This window comes from Methylorubrum salsuginis (genome assembly GCF_900114375.1).
GTDB classification, from domain to species: domain Bacteria; phylum Pseudomonadota; class Alphaproteobacteria; order Rhizobiales; family Beijerinckiaceae; genus Methylobacterium; species Methylobacterium salsuginis.
Window position 1 is genome coordinate 40,922 of the sequence record NZ_FOSV01000013.1, and the last position, 19,311, is coordinate 60,232.

The window sequence follows — 19,311 nt, forward strand, 5'->3', positions numbered from 1 at the left end:
TTATTTCGCCCAGGGAAGTCTGTCAGGCATCACGCGCCGAGTTCCGGCGACACCGATTTGTTGCTCACAATCATCAATGCTGTTTTTATATTTCGAAAATCCGTCGCTATAGGCTTTATCGATTGCATTCCGATCAGGGCGCAGATCTATTGTCTGCTCATCGTCAATTTTGACGGTCATAGCGTTCTGATCGATAACGAAGCCGGCACTGCCAACAGCTTCCTGCAAGCCCTGCGCGGCCTCCACGCAAGCATGTCGGGGTACCGCCGGTTTTGCGGCTGCCAATACGAGATACTCAATGACGAGATGAACGCGCGCCACATCGCGTTGCAACAATGCCGCAGCGAGATTGTGCTCGGCGAGCATCATGCTGTGATGCAGATTTCTCATCCCACCACGGATCCTCATCTCCTCGCGCAACTGAGGATCCAATCTCGATTCGGCCCGCGTCGCTACGGAAGCGCATAGCAAAATACCGAGCGCTGCACCAACGACACGAACGATATGAAAGGGCACGGCCGGGATAGCCCCGACCGTGCCAACGTTCGATAGGCTCAGGCGAAGCACGCCGGATCAGGCGCGCTTCTTCTGATCCTTGTCGTCGACCTCCTGGAAGTCGGCGTCGATGACGTCGTCCTTCTTCTCGGCCGACGCGGAAGCGCCCTCACCCGGCGCGCCCTCGTTCTGCGAGGCGGCGTACATCGCCTCGCCCAGCTTCATCGAGGCCTGCATCAGGTCGTTGGTCTTGGCCTTGATGCCCTCGGCATCCTCGCCCTCCAGCGCGGTGCGAAGCGCGGCGATGGCCGTCTCGATGGCGCCCTTGTCGGCCGCCGAGACCTTGTCGCCGTATTCCGCGACCGACTTCTCGGTGGCGTGGATCAGGCTCTCGCCCTGGTTCTTCACCTCGACGAGTTCGCGGCGCTTCTTGTCGGCCTCGGCGTTGGCCTCGGCGTCCTTGACCATCTTCTCGATATCCGCGTCCGAGAGGCCGCCAGAGGCCTGGATGCGGATCTGGTGCTCCTTGTTGGTCGCCTTGTCCTTGGCCGTGACGTTCACGATGCCGTTGGCGTCGATGTCGAAGGTCACCTCGATCTGAGGCATGCCGCGCGGGGCCGGCGGGATGCCCATCAGGTCGAACTGGCCGAGCAGCTTGTTGTCGGCCGCCATCTCGCGCTCACCCTGGAAGACCCGGATGGTGACCGCGTTTTGGTTGTCCTCGGCCGTCGAGAAGACCTGGGACTTCTTCGTCGGGATCGTGGTGTTGCGGTCGATCAGGCGGGTGAACACGCCGCCCAGCGTCTCGATGCCGAGCGAGAGCGGGGTGACGTCCAGCAGCAGCACGTCCTTCACGTCGCCCTGAAGCACGCCGGCCTGGACCGCGGCGCCGATGGCGACGACCTCGTCCGGGTTGACGCCCTTGTGGGGCTCCTTGCCGAAGAACGCCTTCACGACCTCCTGCACCTTGGGCATGCGGGTCTGGCCGCCGACGAGCACGACCTCGTCGATCTCGGAGGCCGAGACGCCGGCATCCTTGAGCGCCTTGCGGCAGGGCTCGATGGTGCGCTGGACGAGGTCGTCGACCAGCGACTCGAACTTCGCCCGCGAGAGCTTCAGCGCGAGGTGCTTCGGGCCCGAAGCGTCGGCGGTGATGTAGGGCAGGTTGATCTCGGTCTGGGTCGCCGAGGACAGCTCGATCTTGGCCTTCTCGGCGGCCTCCTTGAGCCGCTGGAGGGCGAGCTTGTCCTTGGTCAGGTCGATGCCCTGCTCCTTCTTGAACTCGGCGGTCAGGTACTCGACCACGCGGTTGTCGAAGTCCTCGCCGCCGAGGAAGGTGTCGCCGTTGGTCGACTTCACCTCGAACACGCCGTCGCCGATCTCGAGGATCGACACGTCGAAGGTGCCGCCGCCGAGGTCGTAGACCGCGATGGTGCCGGCCTTCTTCTTGTCGAGGCCGTAGGCGAGCGCGGCCGCCGTCGGCTCGTTGATGATGCGCAGGACTTCAAGGCCGGCGATCTTGCCGGCATCCTTGGTGGCCTGACGCTGGGCGTCGTTGAAGTAGGCCGGGACCGTGATGACGGCCTGCGTCACCGGCTGGCCGAGATGCGACTCGGCGGTCTCCTTCATCTTCTGAAGGGTGAAGGCCGAGATCTGCGAGGGCGAGTACTTCTTGCCGTCGGCCTCGACCCAGGCGTCGCCGTTGTCGCCCTTGGCGATCTTGTAGGGGACGAGCCCCTTGTCCTTCTGCGTCAGCGGATCGTCGTAGGTGCGGCCGATCAGGCGCTTGATCGCGAAGAACGTGCGCTCGGGATTGGTCACGGCCTGCCGCTTGGCCGGCTGGCCGACGAGGCGCTCCCCGTCGTCGGTGAAGGCGACGATGGACGGGGTGGTGCGGGCGCCCTCCGCATTCTCGATGACCCTCGGCTGCGTGCCTTCCATGACGGCCACGCAGGAATTGGTGGTGCCGAGGTCGATTCCGATCACTTTACCCATGGTGGGATCCCTCTGTTCGCTGTTTCAAGCAGACCGCCGAGCCCCGAAGCAGCTCGACCCATGGCGGTACAAAACTTCCAGGCTTGAGAACGGGATGGATCCGAAGCGCGGCTCCCGGGGCAGGATGCGCTTTCAAGGCCTCGTCCCGTGTCTCGGCGCATATAAGAAGACGGCTACGCCGCCGCAAGAACGGGCGGAGACGCGCGAACCACGTCCCACAATCCCGTGTTCCGTGGGAGTTTTTGGGAATTGGTGCCGCCGCGCGGGCTTTTCCCGTTGCCAGGCTGCCACGCCCGCGCCACGGGTGGCGTGCTAGAGAGAATTGACGCCGACCGAACGACCGGCCCCGAGCCAGGATGGCGAAAGCCTGATGCGACTGCCCGTCCCGTTACGTCCCGCCGCACGGCCCACCCGCTTCCGGCGCATAGCCGCAGCCGGCCTTTTCGGCCTCGTCGCGCTCAGTCCCGCCGGGGCCCAGGCTCAGAACTTCTTCGAGGAGCTGTTCGGGATCGGCAAGGCGGCCAAGCCCCCCGCCCCGCCGCGCAACGTGCCGGTCCAGCCGCCCGCCCCCGTGCCGGGTGAGCCCGGTGCACCGGCCCTGCCCGGCGAGGGGGCCGAGACCCGGCCGTCCGCGCCGCCGGTGCCGCGCCAGCCCGTGGTGCTCAAGGTACCGGCCGAGGACAACGTCGTCGGCCAGGATCTCCTGCTCAACGGCCTCACCGGCTCGCTCAAGATCGAGAAGGCCGGCGGCGCCTACACCGCGCTGATGACGCTGCCGGGCACCAAGGTCTCGCAGCCGACCGAGACCTGCTCGGTCAAGCTCAATGCCGGCAAGCCGGTGACGCTGACGGCGGAAGGCCGCTCGCAGGGCGTGTCGCGCTTCTCCGCCAACGCGGCCGAATGCCCGCTCAAGCTCGACGTGCTCGACGGCAGCGTGCTGGCGACCCCGCTCGGCGACAAGGTCTGCACCTTCACCGCGCAGGATTGCGCCACCACGCCGAGCGGCCTGTGGGGGCCGGGCGCGGCGGCCTTGATCCCCCAGGCGGGCGAGTTCGACACCGCCCGCGGCGTCGCCGACCGGGCGGTGCGCGACAATTTCAAGCTGATGACCCAGCGCTCCCGCGGGCAGGACGTGCGGCCGATCGTGCAGGAGCAGGCCGCCTTCTCGTCCGACCGCGAGCAGGCCTGCCGCACCTATGCCCGCGAGGGCGCGCACGGCTATTGCCACCTGCGCTACACCGAGGCGCGGGCCATCGCGCTCGCCACCCGGCTCGGTGCCAACACCGCGAGCCCGACGGCGTCCAATACGCCCGCCCCCCGGCCGCGCCGGCCCAAGCCTGCGGTGGATGGGGTGAATCCCGATGCCGCCGGCGGCGGCGATCCGTTCGCCGAACAGTGATCCGCTCCGGCCCGCGTCACCGCGGGCCGGAACTCCGCTTTCGCCCGCCCTGTTGCGCCGAGGTCCCCCGGAGCCTCGCGAGCGCGCCATGCCCGACCAGAAGATCGAAGCCTATACCGACCCGGCCGGCGGCTGGGGCTCGGCCCGCTCGCTCGTGGACATCCTGACCCGCGAGGAGATTCCGGTCACCGGCGCGGCGATGCTGCTCAAGCAGAACAAGCCCGGCGGCTACATGTGCGTGTCCTGCGCGTGGTCGAAGCCGGCCGAGCCCGCGACGTTCGAGTATTGCGAGAACGGCGCCAAGGCGACCGCCTGGGAGCAGACCCGCAAACGCATCGGCCCCGACTTCTTCGAGCGCCACACCGTCACCGAACTGCTGACGTGGTCGGATTACGCGCTGGAGGAGAAGGGCCGGCTGACCCACCCCTTACGCTACGATCCCCAGCGCGACCGCTACGTCGCGGTCTCTTGGGAAGACGCCTTCGCCGAGATCGGCCGCGAACTGAAGGGGTTCGATCCGAAATCGGTGGTGTTCTACGCCTCGGGCCGGGCCTCGCTCGAGACGAGCTACATGTACGCGCTGTTCGCGCGGATGTACGGAACCAACAACCTGCCCGACTCCTCCAACATGTGCCACGAATCGACCTCCAAGGCGCTGCCGCAATCGATCGGCGTGCCGGTCGGGACGACGGTGCTGGAGGATTTCGAGGCGACCGACCTGATCCTGTTCTTCGGCCAGAACGTCGGCTCGAATGCGCCGCGGATGCTGCATCCGCTGCAGGACGCCCGCCGCCGGGGCGTGCCGATCATCACCTTCAACCCGCTGCGGGAACGCGGCCTGGAGCGCTTCACCAACCCGCAATCGCCCGTCGAGATGCTGACGAAATCCTCGACGCAGATCTCGACGCAATACCATCAGGTGAAGGCGGGCGGCGACATCGCGGCGATCGCCGGCATCTGCAAGGCGCTGTTTGCCGCCGACCGCGCGGCGCAGGACGAGGGGCGACCCCGCCTCCTCGACGTGGCGTTCATCGCCGAGCACACCCACGGCTTCGAAAAATTCGAAACTTTCTGCGACCGGCTCGACTGGCTGGCGTTGGAGGCCAAATCCGGCCTCAAGCGCGAGGCGTTGGAGGCGGCCGCCGCCGTCTATGCGCGGGCGCAGGCGGTGATCGGCATCTACGGGATGGGCCTGACCCAGCACCGCCGCGGCACCGAGACGGTGCAGATGCTGGTCAACCTGCTTCTCCTGCGCGGCCATATCGGCCGCCCCGGCGCCGGCATCTGCCCGGTGCGGGGGCACTCTAACGTGCAGGGGCAGCGCACCGTCGGCATCGCCGACGATCCCGAACTCGTTCCCCTCGACAAGCTCAAGGAACTCTACCGCTTCGAGCCGCCGCGGGAAAAAGGCCTCAACACCGTCGAGGCCTGCGAGGCGATCGTAGACGGCAAGGTGAAGGCCTTCATCGGCTTGGGCGGCAATTTCGTGCGCGCGGTGCCCGACACCAAGCGGATGGAAGAGGCGTGGCGCGGCCAGCGGCTGACCGTGCAGGTCTCGACCAAGCTCAACCGTTCGCACCTCGTCAACGGTGAAATCGCCTACATCCTGCCCTGCCTCGGGCGGATCGAGGTGGACGAGCAGAGGAGCGGCCCGCAGGCAGTGTCGATGGAGGATTCGACCTCCTGCTTCCACGGCTCCAAGGGCGTTGCCACCCCGATCAGCGACCACGTCCGCTCCGAACCGTGGATCGTGGCCGAACTCGCCAAGGCGACCCTGCCGCCGGGCGGCCATGTCGATTGGGACGCTTGGGTCGCCGACTACGCGCGCGTGCGCGACGCCATCGAGGCGACCTACCCCGAAAAATTCAAGGATTTCAACGCGCGCCTGTTCGAGCCCGGCGGCCAGCACAAGCCGATCGCCGCCCGCGAGCGCAAGTGGGAGACCGATACCGGCAAGGCCAACTTCGTCGTGCCGCCGGACGGGCTGGAGGAGGACCCCGACATGCCGGCCCGTGGGCGCGACGTGATCGATCTCATCACGTTGCGCTCGAACGACCAGTTCAACACCACGGTCTACGGCTACCACGACCGCTTCCGCGGCGTGAAAGGCACCCGCGACGTGCTGTTCATGAACGAGAACGACATCGCCCGCCTCGGGCTCGCCGACGGCGAGACGGTGGATGTCGCCACCGACGCCTCCGACGGGTTCGAGCGCACGGTGCGGGGCCTGCGCATCGTCCGCTACGACATCCCCGAGGGCAATTGCGGCGGCTACTACCCGGAGCTGAACGTGCTGATCCCGCTCTGGCACCACGACATCCAGGCGAAGGTGCCGGCCGCGAAGGCGATTCCGGTGCGCGTCACCCGTTCAGCCATGCAGGGCGCGACTGACGGGATCTGACGGGGTCGGATCGGACTCGACGCCGGCCCATACCGGTCCATATTCCGCCCCATGGATGGACCGGACGGAGCCCATGCGCGGCGGCAGGCGATCATCGACCGCCTGCTCAGCGACGCCTTGCGCCCGGCGGGCGGGGTCGTGCTGCCGAGCCACGACGCCCTGCCGGCCGACATCCGCATGACCGTCGACCGGCTGCTGGCCAAGGCGGATGCGGAGCGCCGCCGCTCGCTCACCTACGACGACCTCGAGGAGGCGCTGCCGCCCCGCGACGTGACGGCGGACGACCTCGAAGCGATTTTTTGGGTCTTGGCCGAGTACGGGATCGAGCTGGACGAGGGCGATTGAGACGCAAACGCGCGCTCAACCCGCCTTCGCCAGCGGCTTCGATTTCCGCTCCGGCCGAAACACCGCCATCGGCTCGGGGAAACCGTCGAGGGGGTGGCTGCCGAGAGGCTCGGGGTCGCCCCAGAGGAAATCCACGAACGGCTTCGACATCAGCAGCGGCTCTTGGAGCGTGCGGTTGAGCCGCGCCAGCCGGCTCGCGAGGTTCACGTCGCGGCCGATCACGGTGAAGTCGAGCCGGGTGCCGGAGCCGACATTGCCGTAGGCCGCCTCGCCGTGGTGGAGCGCGATGCCGGCATCGACCGCCTTGCCGGAAAAGCGCCCGACCGCGTTGGCCTCGGCGAGCGCCGCCAGCGCCGATTGCGCGGCGGTCAGCGCCCCTTTCGCGGCGCTGCCCATGTCGTCCCCCGACTCGCGGAAGATCGCGAGCAGGCCGTCGCCGAGATATTTCAGCACCTCACCGCCCTCCCGCTCGATCGGCGGGACGAGGCAATCGAAGAAGGCGTTGAGGAGATCGACCGCGCCCTCCGGCGTCAGGTCGGCGGAGAGCCGGGTGTAGTCGCGCATGTCGGCGAACAGGATCGCCGAGCGGATGCGCCGGACCTGCCCCCGGCGGATGTCGCCGGCCAGGATCGCCCGGTGCGGCTCGTCGCCGACATAGATGCGCAGCACCGTGTCGAGCTGCTTGTTGAGGAGCCGCATCTCCATCACCGCGGCGAGCGCGGGCATGACGAAGCGCAGGATCGCGATGTCCTCGTCGCGAAACCCCTGCCCCGCGCGGGTCGCGAAGGTGATGCCGTTGCGGGTGCCGTTGGTGAAGATCAGCGGCGCCACGACGTAGTGGGTGTAACCCGCGGCCTTCAGTTCGGGGATCACGGCATAGGCGTCGTCGGGGGTCTGCGCGAGATCGAGGACGAGCCACTCGCCCGATTGGTGCACCGTATAGAACGGGCTCTGGCGATAGGCCTTTTCGGAAGCCTCGCCGTGCGGAAACAGTCGGACGCTCGATCCCTCCTCCCGGGTCCAGCGCCGGCCGACGCCCGAATATTCCGAGTGCAGCGTGTCGATCGCGGTCGTCGCCCGGTCGATCGGTACGCCGATGTCGTTCAGCCGCTGTGCGAGGCCCGCGAGCAGATCGTCCGCCTTGGGCAGCCGCGCGCCCTCCCCGAGGAGCCAGTCGCGGATGCCGACGCAGGATTGGAGCGCGCCGAAGGGCACGTCCTCCGCCTCCGATCCGTCGGCGAGGGCGGTCGGGGTGGGTCTCGGGGCGTCCGCGTCGAGCATCGGCCGAAATTGGTCACTTACGCGGGCAAAGCAAGGCTTACCCGCTTCATGGCAGCCGCGCAGGCGGAACGGAATAACGGGACGCAGGGCCAATCGATCGGGACGCCCGGTCAATGTCGCCCGGCGGAACCTGCCCTACACGCGATGGCAGGGAGCAGCGAAACGCGCGGCTCCCGCGAACGAGCGACGGAAAGCACCCGGACCATGCTGCGCAGCGCCCTGAACCTCACCATCCTGGCGGCGATGACGCTCGCACCGCTCCCGGTGCTGGCACAGGGCAAACAGGACTTCACCCTCGTCAACCGCACCGGCTACCAGATCGACGAGGTCTATGTCGGTCCGGTGAGCCAGCGGCACTGGGGCGAGGACGTGATGGGCAAGGATTCGATCGGCGACGGCGAGAGCGCCGACATCTCGTTCAACGGCGGCTCGAAGGCCTGCAAGTGGGACATCAAGGTCGTCTACAATGACGGCGACGAGTCGGAGTTCCGCGAAGTCAATCTCTGCAACGTCAGCACTGTGACCCTGTTCTGGAATCGCAAGGCCGGCACGACGCGCTTCGTCGTCGAGTAGTCTTGCGGTCGGGCCGCGCGGGAAGAGGGGGCTCTTGTCGCCCGCGCGGCTTTCGCGAAATTTACGCAGAATCGTGAAGACGTTACGCAGAATGGCCGCTTGCCAGTCCAGCCGGCGCGACGGATAAGCTCGGATCGAGGCTTCGTCTTGCACCCGCGGGAGAACGGGCCGGCTTTCTCGGTCTTGCCCGCCTGTGCCGCCCCACGCCTTCACCTTCTCGTCCACCGACACGCCGGACGGCTTCGAGCGATACCGCGACCTGTATAAGAGCGGGTCCGACGTCGCGGCGGCCGGTGCCGGCTTCAGCGCCTCGATGAAGGCGCATCAGGTCGGCCGCATGCTGGTGTTCGACCGGCATCTGCGCGCCGTCGAGCACAGCCGCGATCCCGCCCGCGTGCGGCGCGACGGCTTCGATCACTTCACGCTTCAGCTCCTGCAACGGGGCCGCTTCCATGGCGGCGCGCTCGGCGACGAGCGGCGCATGCGGCCGGGCGAGGTGGTCCTGTTCGACATGACGCGCCCGCAGCGCACCCGTGCCGACGACGCCCGCTTCGTCACCATCTCGATCGCCCGGGACTTGGTGGAGCGCACCGCGCCGAACGCCCGGCGCCATCACGGGCAGCCCCTACCGGCCGCCGTCTCCGGGCCGCTCGGCGACCTGATGGTGTCGCTGGTGCGTCGCGGCGCGACGCTGCCGCCGACGGCCTCCGACAGCCTGGCCCGCGCGCTGGCCGAACTCCTGGCCGGCGCGCTCGCCGGGGTCGAGCCCGTCGGCGACGCCTCGGCGGTCGTGCTCGCCACCCAGCGGCTGGATCGGGCCCAGGCCTGCATCGAGCAGCGCCTGTCCGATCCACGGCTCGATGCCGAGGCGGTCGCTGCCGCCGCGGGCCTGTCGCGCAGCGTCCTCTATCGCCTGTTCGAGCCCCTGGGCGGCGTCTCGCAGTTCATCCTGGCCCGCCGGGTGGCCGCGCTCGCCGCGGCCCTGCGCAACCCGGACGAGACGCGCTCGATCACAACGCTGACCTACGATCACGGTTTCTCCAGCGAGAGCCATTGCAGCCGCGCCTTCCGTGCCGTCCACGGCCAGCCGCCGGGCCGCTTTCGCGAATCGGTGCGCGCTGCGCGCCCCGAGGGCGGAGATCTGATGCTCGCGTGGTTCCGATCGCTCACCTGATCCCCTCGACCTGATGACCCGATCCGATGGCCTGTCCGGCTGGCTGCTGGTGGCGCTGCTGGCCGCGACGCAACTCACGGCCTTCGCCGACCGCTTCCTCCTGACGCTCGTGGCGACGCCGGCCAAGCAGGCGCTGGCGCTCAGCGACACGCAGCTCGGCCTGCTCCAGGGTTCGGCCTTCGTCCTGCCCTACGCGCTGATCCTGCCCTTCCTCGGCACGCTCGCCGACCGAGGACGGCAGCGCGGGCTGCTGCTGACCGGCCTCGCCCTGTGGAGCGGCGCCACCGCGGCCTGCGCGTTCGCCGAGGGCTTCACCGGACTGCTCGCGGCGCGCCTCGTCCTCGGGATCGGGCAGGCGGCGGTCGCCCCCACCGCCCTGTCGCTGCTGGCCGCGCGGCTCGACCGGCGAAACCTCGGCCGCGGCGTGTCGGGCCTCACCACGGGCGCCGCCCTCGGGCGCAGCCTCGCGCTGCTGCTCGGCGGGCTCGTGCTCGGCTGGCTCACGACCCGCGAGGCGCCGCTGCTGCCGGGGCTGGCACCGTGGCAGACGCTGTTCGTCCTCGCCCTGCTGCCGAATCTTCTGCTGGTTCCGCTGCTGATCGGGGTGCGCTCGACGCCGCGGCCCGTCCGCCCCGTGAGCACGCGGGTCGCACTGGCCTGGATCGGGCGCCGGCGCGGCGCCTACCTCGCGATGGCCGTGGCGGCGACGGGCTCGGTGCTGATGAGCCAGACGCTCGGGGCCTGGGCGCCGACCTTCTTCGTGCGCCGCTTCGGCCTGACGCCGGCCGAGAGCGGCCTGTGGCTCGGGCTGACCGCGGTCGCGGCAGCACCGCTCGGCCATCTCGCGGGCGGATCGATCCTCGACCATCTGCGCCGGAACGGGCGGAACGAGGCCGCGCCCCGCCTGCTCGCGCTGGCACTCGGGCTCGCGGTGCCGGCCACCGCGCTCGCCGGCCTGTCGCCGAGCCTCACGCTTTCGCTCGCGGGCTTTGCCGCCCTCGTCGTCGTGCTGGGCATGGCGAGCCCCGCCTGGCTGTCCGGCCTCCAGCTCCTGACGCCGCGGGCGCTGCGGGGCCGGGTCAGCGGGTTGTTTCTCGCCGTCATCACCCTGGTCGGCCTCGGCAGCGGGCCGGTGCTCGTAGGACTGTTCAGCGACCGGGTGTTCGGGGAGGACGGCCTGGGGCGGGCCCTGGTCGTCCTCTTCGCTGGCGTCGGCGGTCTCGGCGCCTTCGCCGCCTTGGCGGCGCGGCGCCTATGGCCTCAGCGTTCCTGACGGTTCTCGCGCATCAGCGTCACGAAGCGCTCGAACAGGTAGTGGCTGTCGCGCGGGCCCGGCGAGGCCTCCGGGTGGTGCTGCACCGAGAAGGCCGGACGGTCGGTGAGCGAGAGGCCGCAATTCGAGCCGTCGAACAGCGAGACGTGGGTCTCGACTGCGATCTCCGGCAGGCTCTTGGGATCGACCGCGAAGCCGTGGTTCATCGAGACGATCTCGACCTTGCCGGTGGTGTGGTCCTTCACCGGATGATTCGCACCGTGATGGCCCTGGCCCATCTTCACCGTGCGCCCGCCCAGGGCGAGGCCCATGAGCTGGTGGCCGAGGCAGATGCCGAAGGTCGGAACCCGCTCGTCGAGGAGCTGGCGGATCACCGGGACGGCGTATTCGCCGGTCGCGGCCGGATCGCCGGGGCCGTTCGACAGGAACACGCCGTCGGGCTTCATCGCCATGATCGCTTCGGCGCTCGTCGTCGCCGGCACCACGGTCACGTCGCAGCCAGCCTCGGCCAGGAGACGCAGGATGTTGCGCTTCACGCCGTAATCGATCGCGACGACCTTCAGGCCCTCGCCCGGCGCGCGGGAGCCGTAGCCGCCCTTCACGGCCCAGACGGTCTGGGTCCAGGCGGTGGCCTCGCGCGAGGTCACCGGCGGCACGAGGTCGAGGCCCTCCATCGGGGCGAGCGCGGCGGCACGCGCCTTGAGCGCCTCGCGATCGAACTGGCCCGCGGGATCGTTGGCGATGACGGCGTTGGGCATCCCGTTGTCGCGGATCAGCGCGGTCAGCGCCCGGGTGTCGATGCCGGTGATGCCGACGATGCCGCGGGCCTTGAGCCAGCCGTCGAGATGCGAGGAGGAGCGCCAGTTCGAAGGCTTCGTCACGGCGGACGCGATCACCGCGCCACGCACGCCGGAGGCCGGGGCCTGATCCAGGCTCTCCAGATCCTCGTCGTTGGTGCCAACATTGCCGATATGCGGGAAGGTGAAGGTGACGATCTGCCCGGCATAGGACGGATCGGTCAGGATCTCCTGATAGCCCGTCATGGCGGTGTTGAAGCAGACCTCGCCGTCGGCGACGCCCTCGTGGCCGATGCCGAAGCCTTCGAGCACCGTGCCGTCGGCGAGCACGAGGAGCGCGGTCGCCAGCGGCTCGGCCCAGGGTTCGGGAGTGTTGCGCGCGGGATCGGCGCGCAGGGTCGCGGGTTCGTCTTGCAGCATGGGTCCGATCCGGCTTATGTCCGCCGCCTCGCGCGGCCCGTCGTCAGGGCCGCGGGGATGTGCGGGATCTCGGCCGGGCTCATAGCGAGCCCGCAGCTTCGGGGTCAACTTGGTCGCGCCCGTGCGTTACCGCAACGCGCTGGACAACAGGCCAGCCCCGCACTCAACTCAGCCTGGAGCCGGACCATCATGCTGCGCGCGCGCATCACCGCCGAGATGAAGGAGGCCATGAAGGCCCGCGAGCAGCAGAAGCTCTCGACGATCCGCATGATCCAGGCGGCGCTCAAGGACAAGGACATCGAGGCCCGCGGCCTCGGCAAGGGCGAGACCAGCGACGAGGACATCCTTGCGCTCCTCCAGAAGATGATCAAGCAGCGCCAGGAGGCGGCGGGCGTCTACGAGCAGGGCGGCCGTCCCGAGCTCGCCGAGACCGAGCGCGCCGAGGCCCAGATCATCCAGACCTTCCTGCCGCGGCAGCTCGACGAGGCCGAGACCAAGGCCGCCATCGCCGACGCCATCGCCGAAACGGGTGCGGCCGGCCCGAAGGACATGGGCAAAGTCATCGCCGCGCTGAAGGGCAAATATACCGGCCGCATGGATTTCGGCCGCGCCAGCGGGCTGGTGAAGGACGCGCTCGCGGGCAAGTAAGAGCGATCGACGGCGCGGCGGCGGTCGTCCGCCGGGCGCATGGAACAGGACCATCGGTCCTGTTCCACGCAACACAGCTTATGCCGGCCCGGCGTCGATCCGCATGCGGAAGATCGCGTAGGGCGGCTGTTGCCGGTCCACGCCGCCATTGTGTTCCGGGCGGCGATTCGCCTGGGCGGCGGTGAGGTAGAGCCAGCCGTCCGCGGTGATCCAGAACGTGTCGGGCCAGACCAAGTTCGGGTCGCGGGCGATGACCTCGATCCGCCCGTCCGGGTCGCGGCGGCCGATGGCGTCGAACTCCTGAAGGCTGAGATAGACCCGGTCGCGGGAATCGGCGGCGAGCCCGCCGGTCAGGCCCTTCTCGCCGAGGTCGCGCACGGTCTCGGCCACCGCCGCGTCATCGCGGGCGGGATCGAGCAGCGCGGCGGTCTCGACCGCGTAGAGGCGCCGGCTTATCAGCGGCGTATAATACAGCCGCGTGCCGTCGGGGCTGAGCGCGAGGCCGTTGGCCCCGCCCTGGATCGGGCTCGTCGTCCCGTTGGCCTTGCGCTTCAGCAGGACGCGGCCCTCGACGATCTTCAGCGTGCCCTCGACCGATCGCGTGCTGGCATGGCCGGAAAGCCGCCGCAGGGCCCGGCCGCTCGCGAGATCGACGGCAATCAGCGCCCCCGCGCCGTCCTGGCCCTGGTCGGTGATGTAGGCGACCTCGCGGCCCGGCCGCGCATCGACCCGCAGGTCGTTGAGCGACGAGGTTTTCGTCACGACGTCCTGCAACGGAATCGTGCGGGTGGTCGCATTCGTCGCCGGATCGATGCAGACGAGCTTGGCCGCCCCCGGCACCGGTTCGCCGGAGGAGGCCATCAGCCCGGCATCGAGCAGCCACAGGCGTCCCTGCCGATCCACCACACCGTTGGGGACATGGAACAGCCGCTCACCGGCCTTGGCCGGATCGGGGTTGTTGGCCGTCTCGCTCGGATAGGGCACGACGCGGCCATCCGGAAAAACCTCGCCCGCGGTGAAGATCGTGCGCTCGTCGAAGCGGGGCATGAACAGGAACATCCGGCCGTCCGGGGCCAGGGTCAGCCCGGTCGGCGTCGTCGGCGCCTGGGCGGCGACGAAGAGTTCGAGCGGACCGGTGCCGGGCTCGGACCTCGCCGGGCGCAGTCCGAGAAGGTTTGCGGCGAAGAGGCCTGCCGCGCCGCCGAGAAGACGGCGGCGTTCGACTTGCATCATCCCGGAACCCTTCACGCCGGAATCCCGGCGCCGCGCACCCGCATCTCGATCGCCAGCACCTTCGGGCCGGCGCAGATATAGAGCCGGCGCCCATCCGGGCCGCCGAAGGCGATGTTGGCGCAGGGACCCTCCGTCGGGATGCGGCCGAGGAAGGCGCCGGCCGGGCTCCAGATGCGCACACCGTCATCGGTTCCGGCATAGACCCGGCCCTCCATGTCGGTCTTGAGCCCATCGGGAACGCCGGATTCGAGCCGGGCGAAGACGCGTCCGTTGGTCAGGCTCCCGCCTGAAACATCGAAGGCCCGGATGGTCCGCGGCCGCGATCCGTCGGGCGCCTGGCCGCTCTCCGCCACGTAGAGGACGCGCCCGTCGGGCGAGAAGGCGAGACCGTTGGGCTGATGGAAATCGGTGGCCGCCGCCGCGAGCGTGCCGTCCGGCGCGAGGCGGTAGACGAAGCTCCCGGCCTGTTCCGAGGCGCGCGGCTCGCCCTCCGAGGCTTGGGTGATGCCGTAGGTCGGATCGGTGAACCACACGGCCCCGTCGCCCGCCACGGCGGCGTCGTTGGGCGAGTTGAGCCGGCCGCCTCGGTAGCGCTCGGCCAGCACCGTGAACGATCCGTCGGCCTCTTGGCGCACCACGCGGCCGGTGCGGTGCTGGCAGGTGATGAGCCGCCCTCTTGCGTCCAGGGTGTTGCCGTTGGCGTTCTCGGAGGGCGCGCGAAAGACTTCCGGAGTTCCGCCGTCGGGGATGCGGATCATCCGGTTGCGGCGGACATCGCTGAAAACGAGGCTGTCGAGCGCCGGCACCCAGACCGGCCCCTCGCACCATTCCCCGTCCGAATAAAGCGTCCGCACCTCCGCCCCCGGGGCGAGGATCGCAGCGAGCCCGTCGGCGGCACGGGCCGCGAGGGGCGCCAGCAGCGCCAAGCCGAGGAGCGGGCGGCGGGTGAGGCCGCGGGTGGAGGCGGGGTCCGTCATCGCCCGGCCAACGCGCCGGGTGGGCGAAGGCTCCGGTCGGCGAGACTCCGTTAGGGATGGCGCGCTAGAATACCGCCCCACGCCGGAGGGCCTCCGCGGTCGGCCATCGAAGCGAAAAAATCCGTGCGCTACCCGCCCCATATCCTCGAAGAAATCCGCACCCGGCTGCCCGCCTCCGACGTGGTCGGGCGGCGGGTGAAGCTGAAGAAGGCCGGCCGGGAATGGCGCGGCCTGTCGCCGTTCAACGCGGAGAAGTCGCCCAGCTTCTACGTGAACGACCAGAAGCAGTTCTACCACTGCTTCTCCAGCGGCAAGCACGGCGACATCTTCACCTTCGTGATGGAGACGGAAGGACTCAGCTTCCCCGAGGCCGTCGAGCGGCTGGCGGGCGAGGCCGGCGTCAGCCTGCCGAAGATGACCGTCGAGAGCGAGCAGGCCGAGGCCCGGCGCACCGGCGCGCTGGAGATCATGGAACTCGCCGCCCTCTATTTCGAGGAGCAGTTGCGGGGTCCCCAAGGGGGCGACGCAAGAGCCTATCTCGACCGTCGCGGCCTCGGCGACGGCACGCGGAAAAAATTCCGCCTCGGCTATGCCGGGAGCGCCCGCTACGGCCTGCGCGACCACCTCGCCGCCAAGGGCGTCGAGCGCGACACGATGCTCGAACTCGGGCTCCTGGCCACCGCCGAAGGCGTCGCCGTGCCCTACGACAAGTTCCGCGACCGGGTGATGTTTCCGATCCGCGACGTGCGCGGCCGGGTCGTCGCCTTCGGCGGCCGGGCGATGCAGGCCGAGGCCAAGGCCAAGTACATGAACTCGCCGGAGACGCCGCTCTTCCACAAGGGGCGGATGCTCTACAACCTCGATCTGGCCCGCAAGGCCGCCCACGACCGCTCGCGGATCGTCGCGGTGGAAGGCTATGTCGACGTCATCGCCATGACGCTGGCGGGCTTTCCCGAGACGGTGGCGCCGCTCGGCACGGCGCTGACCGAGGACCAGCTCGCCCTGCTCTGGCGCCATGCCGACGAGCCGATCCTCTGCTTCGACGGCGACGGCGCCGGCCAGCGCGCCGCCTTCCGGGCGCTCGACGTGGCGCTGCCGATGCTGGAGCCGGGCAAATCCCTGCGGGTCGCGATGCTGCCGGGGGGGCAGGACCCGGACGACCTCGCCCGTTCCGGGGGCGCTGCGGCGATCGACGCGGTGCTGGCCTCCGCCCAGCCCCTCGTCGACGTGCTGTGGGCCCGCGAGACCGAGGCCGGTCCCCTCGACACGCCCGAGCGCCGGGCGGGTCTGGCCAAGACCCTGCGCGAGGCGGTGGCCGGCATCCGCGACGAGACCGTGCGCCGCTTCTACCGCGACGAGATCGACGGGCGCCTGCGTTCCCTCTCGGGAGGACGGCCAGAACGCGCGGAGGGCGGTTACGCCGCCGGGCCGCGCCCTCCCCGCACGCCGTTCCAGCGCCGCCCGCGCCCCGGCGATCCGCCGTCCTCGCCGCGCATCGTCACCGGCTTCAACCCGCTCCTGAAGGTGACGGCGCCCGTGCCGGCGCAGGGCGGGCGGGCGGCCAAGCGCGAGGCGATGATCGTCGCGAGCCTACTCGCCCACCCCGAACTGCTCGGGATCGAGGAGGAGGCGCTCGCGGCCCTCGAACTCGTCAACCCGGACGCGCAGGCCCTGCGCGACGTGCTGCTGGACCGCGCGGCCGAAGTCGATGCGCCGGAACCCGAACTGATGGAATCACGCCTGCGCCGCGCCGGACTCGAGGAATCGCATGCGCGGCTGACCGCCCTGGTCAATCCCGGCGACCGCTGGATGCTCGATCCGCATGCCGACCCGCAGCGTCTGGAACATACCCTGCACCAGGCTGTGATCTTGCATAGACAGTCGGGAGCGCTACATAGCGAACTCCACCAAGCCGAGCGCGCCCTTGCCGAGGATGGGTCCGAGGCCAATTTCGCGTGGCTCTGCGACGTGCAGCAGCAACTCGCGGTGATCGCCGCAGCCGAGGCGGAAGCGGAGGTCGCCCGGGACGAATGATTTCGCGCGAGCGTGGCCCCGCTGCGATGGCGGCAGGCCGGCCGTTATGGTTAACGGACGGTCAAGGGGCGTAACGCTAGAGCGAATGCAACGAGAATCGGCGCGGGCACTCGACAAGCGCGCCATTCCACTACATTGCGACGTGTCTTTCGCGGGAAGCGCGTGGGCCTCCCGAAGGTCCGGCCGCCGCCACGAGAACAATAGGCTGAGCATGGCAACGAAGGCAACCGAGCGGGACGATGCGGACGCCGCCCAGGAGCAACCGACGGACGGGCCGCTCCTCGACCTGACGGATGCCGCTGTGAAGCGGATGGTGAAGCTCGCCAAGAAGCGCGGCTACGTCACCTATGAGGAGATCAACGAGGTCCTCCCCGACGGTCAGGTCGACGGCGACCAGATCGAGGACGTCCTCGCCCAGCTCGACGACATGGGCATCCGCGTCGTCGAGGCCGAGGAATCCGAGGAGACCGCGACCGAGGCGAAGGCCAACGGCGAAGCGGGCGAGGACGAGGAAGCGTCGGAGGGCGGCGAGGTCGCCGAGACCAGCGCCGCGCGCGCCGTCACCGTCGCGACGCCCACCGCCAAGGAGCCGACCGACCGCACGGACGATCCCGTGCGCATGTACCTGCGCGAGATGGGCTCGGTGGAGCTGCTCTCCCGCGAGGGCGAGATCGCCATTGCCAAGCGCATCGAGGCCGGCCGCGAGGCGATGATCGCGGGTCTCTGCGAGAGCCCGCTGACCTTCCAGGCGATCATCATCTGGCGCGACGAACTCGTCGACGGCAAGGTGCTGCTGCGCGACATCATCGATCTCGAAGCGACCTATGCCGGCCCCGACGCCCGCGGCGCGCCGCAGGAGGCTGAGGAAGGCGCGGAGGAATCCGAGGAGGGCGAAGGCCCCGTCCCGCCGGAAGGCGGCGACGACGAGGACGACATGGAGAACAACGTGTCGCTTGCGGCCATGGAGGCCGAGATCAAGCCGCGCGTTCTCGAGACGTTCGACAACATCGCCTCGAACTATCGCAAACTCCGCAAGCTCCAGAACGAGGAAGCCGAGCTGAAGGCCTCCGGCGGCACGCCGACGGCCGCGCAGGGCAAGAAGCAGGGAGAGCTGAAGGACATCGTCGTCACCGACGTGAAGTCCCTCTCGCTCAACGCCAACCGCATCGAGGCCCTGGTCGAGCAGCTCTACGACATCAACAAGCGCCTCATCTCGCATGAGGGCCGCCTGATGCGCGCCGCCGAGAACCACGGCGTCGCCCGCGACGAGTTCCTGCGCCATTACCAGGGCTGGGAGCTCGATCCGAACTGGATGCAGCGCGTCGGCACGCTCGGCGGCAAGGGCTGGAAGAACTTCGTCGAGAAGGGCGGCCGTCAGGTCGCCGACCTGCGCGAGCAGATCCTGACGCTCGCCTCCGAGACCGGCCTGCAGATCGGCGAGTATCGCAAGATCGTCGCGATGGTCCAGAAGGGCGAGCGCGAGGCCCGTCAGGCCAAGAAGGAGATGATCGAGGCCAACCTGCGCCTCGTGATCTCGATTGCCAAGAAGTACACCAACCGCGGCCTGCAGTTCCTGGACCTGATCCAGGAGGGCAATATCGGCCTGATGAAGGCGGTCGATAAGTTCGAGTACCGCCGCGGCTACAAGTTCTCGACCTACGCCACGTGGTGGATTCGGCAGGCGATCACTCGCTCGATCGCCGACCAAGCGCGCACGATCCGCATCCCGGTGCACATGATCGAGACGATCAACAAGATCGTCCGCACCTCGCGTCAGATGCTCCATGAAATCGGTCGCGAGCCCACGCCCGAGGAACTGGCCGAGAAATTGGCCATGCCCTTGGAGAAAGTGCGAAAAGTTCTGAAGATCGCCAAGGAGCCGATCTCCCTCGAGACGCCCATCGGCGACGAGGAGGATTCGCATCTCGGCGACTTCATCGAGGACAAGAACGTCGTCCTGCCGATCGACGCGGCGATCCAGTCGAACCTGCGCGAGACCACCACCCGCGTGCTGGCCTCGCTGACGCCGCGCGAGGAGCGGGTGCTGCGCATGCGCTTCGGCATCGGCATGAACACCGATCACACCCTCGAAGAGGTCGGCCAGCAATTCTCGGTCACCCGCGAGCGCATCCGCCAGATCGAGGCGAAGGCGCTGCGCAAGCTCAAGCACCCGAGCCGGTCGCGCAAGCTGCGCAGCTTCCTCGATAACTGATCGGACGCGAGCCGACGCCCTCACGGTGTCGGCTCGCTTGCTCGCCGCGATGGG

Annotated in this window: 15 protein-coding genes; 9 read left to right on the forward strand and 6 right to left on the reverse strand. The window is 69.1% G+C overall.

What is annotated here, in order from left to right:
- Both BM140_RS25445 and dnaK read right to left on the reverse strand, forming a co-directional pair.
- Entirely contained in the window at positions 1-567 is a 567-nt protein-coding gene (locus BM140_RS25445) for a hypothetical protein (protein WP_131803847.1), read from the reverse strand.
- A 6-nt stretch (positions 568-573) separates the two neighbouring features.
- Entirely contained in the window at positions 574-2,490 is a 1,917-nt protein-coding gene (dnaK, locus tag BM140_RS15755) for a molecular chaperone DnaK (protein WP_091948258.1), read from the reverse strand.
- 370 nt (positions 2,491-2,860) lie between these two features.
- On the opposite strand from dnaK, the gene BM140_RS15760 reads away from it, so the two are divergent.
- The 3 genes from BM140_RS15760 (at position 2,861) to BM140_RS15770 (ending at position 6,635) form a co-directional block, all read left to right on the forward strand.
- The gene (locus BM140_RS15760) at positions 2,861-3,889 is read left to right on the forward strand and encodes a hypothetical protein (protein ID WP_091948261.1); all 1,029 of its coding nucleotides are present in this window, start codon (positions 2,861-2,863) and stop codon (positions 3,887-3,889) included.
- A gap of 88 nt (positions 3,890-3,977) precedes the next feature.
- Positions 3,978-6,290, forward strand: coding sequence for an FdhF/YdeP family oxidoreductase (locus BM140_RS15765; RefSeq protein WP_091948264.1), 2,313 nt, complete (start codon positions 3,978-3,980; stop codon positions 6,288-6,290).
- Between the two features lie 51 nt (positions 6,291-6,341).
- The gene (locus BM140_RS15770; RefSeq protein ID WP_056244240.1) at positions 6,342-6,635 is read left to right on the forward strand and encodes an RNA polymerase sigma factor region1.1 domain-containing protein; all 294 of its coding nucleotides are present in this window, start codon (positions 6,342-6,344) and stop codon (positions 6,633-6,635) included.
- A gap of 15 nt (positions 6,636-6,650) precedes the next feature.
- Here the strand turns inward: BM140_RS15770 and BM140_RS15775 are convergent, their stop codons facing one another.
- Positions 6,651-7,916 (reverse strand): adenylate/guanylate cyclase domain-containing protein, encoded by a 1,266-nt coding sequence (locus BM140_RS15775; RefSeq protein ID WP_091948267.1) that lies wholly within the window; start codon positions 7,914-7,916, stop codon positions 6,651-6,653.
- A 204-nt stretch (positions 7,917-8,120) separates the two neighbouring features.
- Between BM140_RS15775 and BM140_RS15780 the strand changes: the two genes are divergently transcribed.
- The 3 genes from BM140_RS15780 to BM140_RS15790 all read left to right on the forward strand — a co-directional run bounded on the left by BM140_RS15780 (position 8,121) and on the right by BM140_RS15790 (position 10,936).
- The gene (locus BM140_RS15780) at positions 8,121-8,489 is read left to right on the forward strand and encodes a hypothetical protein (protein ID WP_091948270.1); all 369 of its coding nucleotides are present in this window, start codon (positions 8,121-8,123) and stop codon (positions 8,487-8,489) included.
- 193 nt (positions 8,490-8,682) lie between these two features.
- On the forward strand, positions 8,683-9,663 hold the full coding sequence (locus BM140_RS15785; protein ID WP_091948273.1) for a helix-turn-helix domain-containing protein: 981 nt from the start codon (positions 8,683-8,685) through the stop codon (positions 9,661-9,663).
- Positions 9,664-9,676: 13 nt separating this feature from the next.
- A complete protein-coding gene (locus tag BM140_RS15790; RefSeq protein ID WP_091948276.1) occupies positions 9,677-10,936 on the forward strand; it encodes an MFS transporter in 1,260 nt (419 codons plus the stop codon).
- Here BM140_RS15790 and carA read toward each other — a convergent pair.
- Positions 10,924-12,153 (reverse strand): glutamine-hydrolyzing carbamoyl-phosphate synthase small subunit, encoded by a 1,230-nt coding sequence (gene carA, locus BM140_RS15795; RefSeq protein ID WP_091948280.1) that lies wholly within the window; start codon positions 12,151-12,153, stop codon positions 10,924-10,926. The genes BM140_RS15790 and carA overlap by 13 nt on opposite strands.
- A 189-nt stretch (positions 12,154-12,342) precedes the next feature.
- Here carA and BM140_RS15800 point away from each other — a divergent pair, with 189 nt between their 5' ends.
- Positions 12,343-12,801, forward strand: coding sequence for a GatB/YqeY domain-containing protein (locus tag BM140_RS15800; protein ID WP_091948284.1), 459 nt, complete (start codon positions 12,343-12,345; stop codon positions 12,799-12,801).
- Positions 12,802-12,879: 78 nt separating this feature from the next.
- On the opposite strand, the gene BM140_RS15805 is transcribed toward BM140_RS15800, so the two are convergent.
- Positions 12,880-14,031 carry an L-dopachrome tautomerase-related protein gene (locus BM140_RS15805; RefSeq protein WP_091948467.1) on the reverse strand — a complete coding sequence of 384 codons (1,152 nt, stop codon included), beginning with the start codon at positions 14,029-14,031 and terminating at the stop codon, positions 12,880-12,882.
- 14 nt (positions 14,032-14,045) lie between these two features.
- Positions 14,046-15,011, reverse strand: coding sequence for an SMP-30/gluconolactonase/LRE family protein (locus BM140_RS15810; protein WP_091948287.1), 966 nt, complete (start codon positions 15,009-15,011; stop codon positions 14,046-14,048).
- Positions 15,012-15,134: 123 nt separating this feature from the next.
- Here BM140_RS15810 and dnaG point away from each other — a divergent pair, with 123 nt between their 5' ends.
- Both dnaG and rpoD read left to right on the forward strand, forming a co-directional pair.
- Positions 15,135-17,045 carry a DNA primase gene (dnaG, locus tag BM140_RS15815; RefSeq protein ID WP_091948290.1) on the forward strand — a complete coding sequence of 637 codons (1,911 nt, stop codon included), beginning with the start codon at positions 15,135-15,137 and terminating at the stop codon, positions 17,043-17,045.
- Positions 17,046-17,256: 211 nt separating this feature from the next.
- Complete coding sequence (gene rpoD / locus BM140_RS15820) at positions 17,257-19,257, forward strand: RNA polymerase sigma factor RpoD (RefSeq protein WP_091948293.1); 2,001 nt, start codon at positions 17,257-17,259, stop codon at positions 19,255-19,257.
- Positions 19,258-19,311: the final 54 nt, after the last annotated feature.